This window comes from Streptomyces sp. CB01881, from assembly GCF_002953255.1.
In the GTDB taxonomy this organism is placed as follows: domain Bacteria; phylum Actinomycetota; class Actinomycetes; order Streptomycetales; family Streptomycetaceae; genus Kitasatospora.
Window position 1 is genome coordinate 10,873,873 of the sequence record NZ_CP026498.1, and the last position, 4,355, is coordinate 10,878,227.

Annotated in this window: 3 protein-coding genes; 2 read left to right on the top strand and 1 reads right to left on the bottom strand. The window is 69.1% G+C overall.

Annotated features, from left to right (window positions below; genetic code table 11):
- The first annotated feature begins 634 nt into the window (after positions 1-634).
- Entirely contained in the window at positions 635-1,987 is a 1,353-nt protein-coding gene (locus C2142_RS36790) for a PHB depolymerase family esterase (protein WP_148647122.1), read from the top strand.
- A 213-nt stretch (positions 1,988-2,200) separates the two neighbouring features.
- Complete coding sequence (locus C2142_RS36795; RefSeq protein WP_174315812.1) at positions 2,201-2,617, top strand: ribonuclease domain-containing protein; 417 nt, start codon at positions 2,201-2,203, stop codon at positions 2,615-2,617.
- A 361-nt stretch (positions 2,618-2,978) separates the two neighbouring features.
- Here C2142_RS36795 and C2142_RS36800 read toward each other — a convergent pair.
- The coding region (locus C2142_RS36800; RefSeq protein ID WP_241003035.1) for an RICIN domain-containing protein at positions 2,979-4,355 on the bottom strand (1,377 nt) is incomplete at its 5' end.

The following is a 4,355-nucleotide window of genomic DNA, read 5'->3' on the forward strand; positions in this document are numbered from 1 at the left end:
GACCTGACTGCCAGGACGCTCACGTCGGCGAACACCTCGTCGGCTGTGGGCCCTGAAGCCGCCGATCCCGGTCGTTACATGACTGTTCGTCATGGCGACCCGAGGTGCGGCGCCGATGACGGGACGGGACCGCCCCGGCAGTCGGTGGTGCCGTACCAGGGTGTGACCGTGTATCCGAGTCCGGGTTTTCCGTTGAGCCGTGGCATGCCGGACCTCTCTCCTCGGGGAATGCCGTGTGCCGGGTGGGGGCAGGAGGCCTGCACCCGGCGAGCGTGCGAGTGCGCGCGTCGGCAGGCCGTTCCTGTGGGGCGGGGCGCGCGGGACGGCGAGGGGAGGGGTGGGCGCCAAATCCTCGGTCACGTCTGTGAGCGTTCACAATTTACCTGGCAGAAATCTCGGACTGCCAGGGTGAAATCTCCAGCAACCCGGGGCGGATTGTCAACACCCTGCACACGGACTGGTGTTGGCGAGCCGGGCCGGGCCAGGCGCCGTCACGGACGCTCAGGCCTTCCGGCGCCCGCCCTGCGCAGGGACCGTTGACGGCAGGGGCGGATCGGCGCGACCATCGGTGGCGTTGTTCGGCGGTGGGCGCCGGAACCTCCTCACGATCTGGCGATTCAGACGGAGAGGTCCCATGTCCCGATCCCGCCCACTCATCTCCCGGCTGCTCGGCGTCATCGCCGTGCTCTGCCTCGCGGTGGGCCCGAGCTTGCAGGCCGCCCCCCGGGCGGCTGCGGCGTCGCTGACACAGATCACGAACTTCGGCACCAATCCGACCGGGTTGGTGATGAACCTGTACGTTCCGACGAGCGTCAAGGCCAATCCCCCGATCCTGCTGGCCCTGCACGGGTGCCAGGGGAGCGGCCCCTACCTGTACTCGAGTACCGACTTCGCGTCGCTGGCCGACCGGTACGGGTTCCTGGTCATCTACCCCTCGACGAACCCGAGCGGAAGCTGCTGGGACGTCTCCTCCGAGCAGGCGTTGACCCGCAACGGCGGCAGTGACCCGGTCGGGCTGATGTCGATGATCACCTACGCGGAGCAGCACTACGGCGGCAACGCCAACGCCGTGTATGTGACCGGGCAGTCGTCGGGCGGGATGATGACGAACGTGATGCTCGCCGACTACCCCGATGTGTTCAAGGCGGGCGCGGCGTTCATGGGAGTGCCCTACCACTGCTTCTACACCGGCTCCGTACGTGGCTGGAACTCGGCCTGCGCCCAGGGTCAGGTTTCCAAGACCCCGCAGCAGTGGGGCGGCCTGGTGCGCAACACGGGGTATCCCGGCTACACCGGGCCGCGTCCGCGCGTGCAGCTGTGGCACGGAACCGCCGACACCATCCTGAGCCACAACAACCTCGGCGAAGAAGTCAGGCAGTGGACCGATGTCCTCGGAGTGAGCCAGACCCCGTCGGCCACGGACACCCCGGTCGCCAACTGGACCCGCACTCGGTACAACAACGGCACCGGCGCCACCCAGGTCGAGGCGTACAGCCTCGCCGGTGCCGGGCACGAACTGCCGGTCAAGGGCTCCACGATGGCCGCAGAGGCGATCCGCTTCATGGGCCTGGACGCGGGGTCTTCCGGTGGCGGTACGACCGGCGCGCTGCGTGCGGTGGACGCGGGCAAGTGCCTGACCGACGCGAACAACACGACGCTGGGTACGCAGCAGCAGATCTACGCCTGCACCGGTGGTGTGAACCAGGCCTGGACAAGGACCTCGTCCGGCCAGCTGACCGTGACCGGGGGTGGCACCACGCTCTGCCTGGACGCTGCCGCGCGCGGCACCAGCCCCGGCACCAAGGCGATCGTCTGGACCTGCGGCGGCCAGGCCAACCAGCAGTGGCGGCTGAACTCCAACGGCACCGTCACCGGAGTGCAGTCGGGCCTCTGCCTGGACGTGGCCGGCCTGTCCACCACCGACGGCACCCCGGTCCAGCTGTGGACCTGCAGCGGCGGCAGGAACCAGCAGTGGACCTTCGGATGAGAACGTGTGGGCACTGGTCCCGGCTGCGTGGAAGGGGAGGCCGATCCGCCGAGTGCCTCCGGCGTCTGCGCTGAGAGGCGGACGGAACTCGCCCAGGGGTCGGTTCGGAGCCCGACCCCTGGATCGATCGAGTGGTCGGTGTGGTGAACAGCCGGAAAAATCAAGGGACTTGGGCTTGACGAGGACCGCTCTGTGCGCGTCATCGTGAGTCGCATGAGGATCCCCCCACGCATCGCAGCCTTCGGTGGCGTCGCCGCCGTCGCCGCCACTCTCCTCGCGGGACCGGCCGCCCACGCCACCTCCGCGCCCGCCGTCTCGGCGGCTCCCGCCTCCACCGTGAACGCGGTCGGCAGCGTCTGCTACTCCGCGCTGCCCTCCCAGGCGCACGACACCCTGGCCCTCATCGACCAGGGCGGCCCGTTCCCGTACTCCCAGGACGGCGTCGTCTTCCGGAACCGCGAGCACTTCCTGCCGAGCCACACCACCGGCTACTACCACGAGTACACGGTCATCACGCCGGGCTCGCCGACCCGTGGAGCACGCCGGATCATCACGGGGCAGAAGGTGCATGAGGACTACTACACCGCCGACCACTACGCCTCGTTCCGCCTGGTGAACTTCGGCTGCTGAACCTCGGCCGCCGCAACGGCGACGTAGGCGAACGCGTGTGAGCCCGTCCGGGCCCCTCCCCGGCCGGGCTCACACGCGTTCGCAGGACAGGCTCAGCCCACGAGCAGGTCATCCTTCAGGTGCTGCAGCTCGGGCGTCGAGCTGGACTTCGAGACCGACCCGACGTTCGTCGCGTTCGGCGACTCCTCCTCCGGCACGACCGTCGCGCTTCGCCTGCCCACAAGGCATGACCGCCTGGCTTCCGCCGGCCGCTGACCGCGGGACGAGGGCGGCGAGTGCCGACCGGGGCGGCCCGGCGCCGGGCCAGGAGCACCCCGGTCGAGGCGGGGCCCCTGGTGACCGGGAGGTCAGGCGCGGGAGGTCAGGCCTTGCCGGTCAGGCGCCAGATCTGGTTCTTCTTGGTGCTCAGCGCGCTCGCGGGGTCGCAGGTCCACTGGTGGACGAGGGCACCGGGTGCGGTCGAGATCCCGCTGACGTCGACGCACTTGCCGCTGTGCACCGCGACCAGCTGGTAGTCCTTGCCGTTTCCCAGCGCGGTGACCGGCTGGAGCGTGAACATCTGGTTCGTCCCGCCGCTACAGGTCCACTGGATGACGGCGGCTCCGTCGGCCGTGGAGGCGCCCGAGACGTCCAGGCACTTACCGCTGTGCTCGTCGACCACGGTGTAGGTGTTCGCCCGGCCGGCGACCGGCTTGAAGTCCAGCATCTGCTGGTAGCCGCCCTCGCAGTGGTACTGCTGGTACTGCGTGGCGTCGGCGGTGCTGAGGTTGGTGTCGTCCAGGCACTGACCGCTGTGCTGCACCACCGCGACCGTGGAGACGGTCGTGTCGGACGGTGGCAGCAGCGTGACGGTGTAGCCGTCCGCGGCGTCCGACCACGGCACGCTCACCGAAGCCGCGTTGCCGTTGACGGTCAGGTTCTGGTCGGAGACCGTCACCGGCCCCGTCACCGCGCCGCCGCCGTTGTTCGGTATGCGCTGGACGACCGCGCGCACCCGGCCGTTCTCCACGACTGACGTCGTGTCGAGGCGGTTGAGGTTGACGGTGACGTTGCCGGTGTTGCCGTTGCTGCCCAGCAGGATCTTCGCGTTGCGCGCGGAGTTGTCCTTCGTCGCCACCCCGTCGGTGTTCGTACCGGGCGTGAGGTTCACGAGGTTTCCGGTCTGGGAGCCGTAGTACCGGTACAGGAACCACTCGCCCAGCGGGAGGTACTGGCTTCCGCTCTTGGTGAGCAGGTTCGCCTCGAAATCGTGCAGGTTGGATCCCCACGCCCAGTTGGCGCGCAGGCCGTCCGCTCCGGCGCGCTCCAGACGGGAGATGTACCAGCCGCCGCGGCCGGGGTTCTGCTCCGTGTTGGCGGCGTACTCGTTGATCTGGAAGGGGCGGCTGGTCGTCATCGACCGGGCCGACAGGAGGGACCTGATGGAGTTGCTGTGGGCGACCGGGTCGCCGGGGAGGTCGTGCCAGCTGTAGATGTTCGGCTCGACCTTGTTCGCCTTGACGTAGTCGAGGTACGTGGTCCACCAGCCGTTGTCCACGTTGGGGTGGCCGCAGGTGCTGGCGCCGACGACGACGGCGCCGGGGATGGCGGCGCGGATCTTCTGGTAGGCGCGCTTCCACATCTCCAGGTACTGGGGCATGCCGGAACCCCAGAAGCCGGGGCAGTCGGGCTCGTTCCAGATGTCCCACTCGATGTCGGTCATGCCCGCGGCCTTCACGTCGCCGAGAAGGCGGTCGTA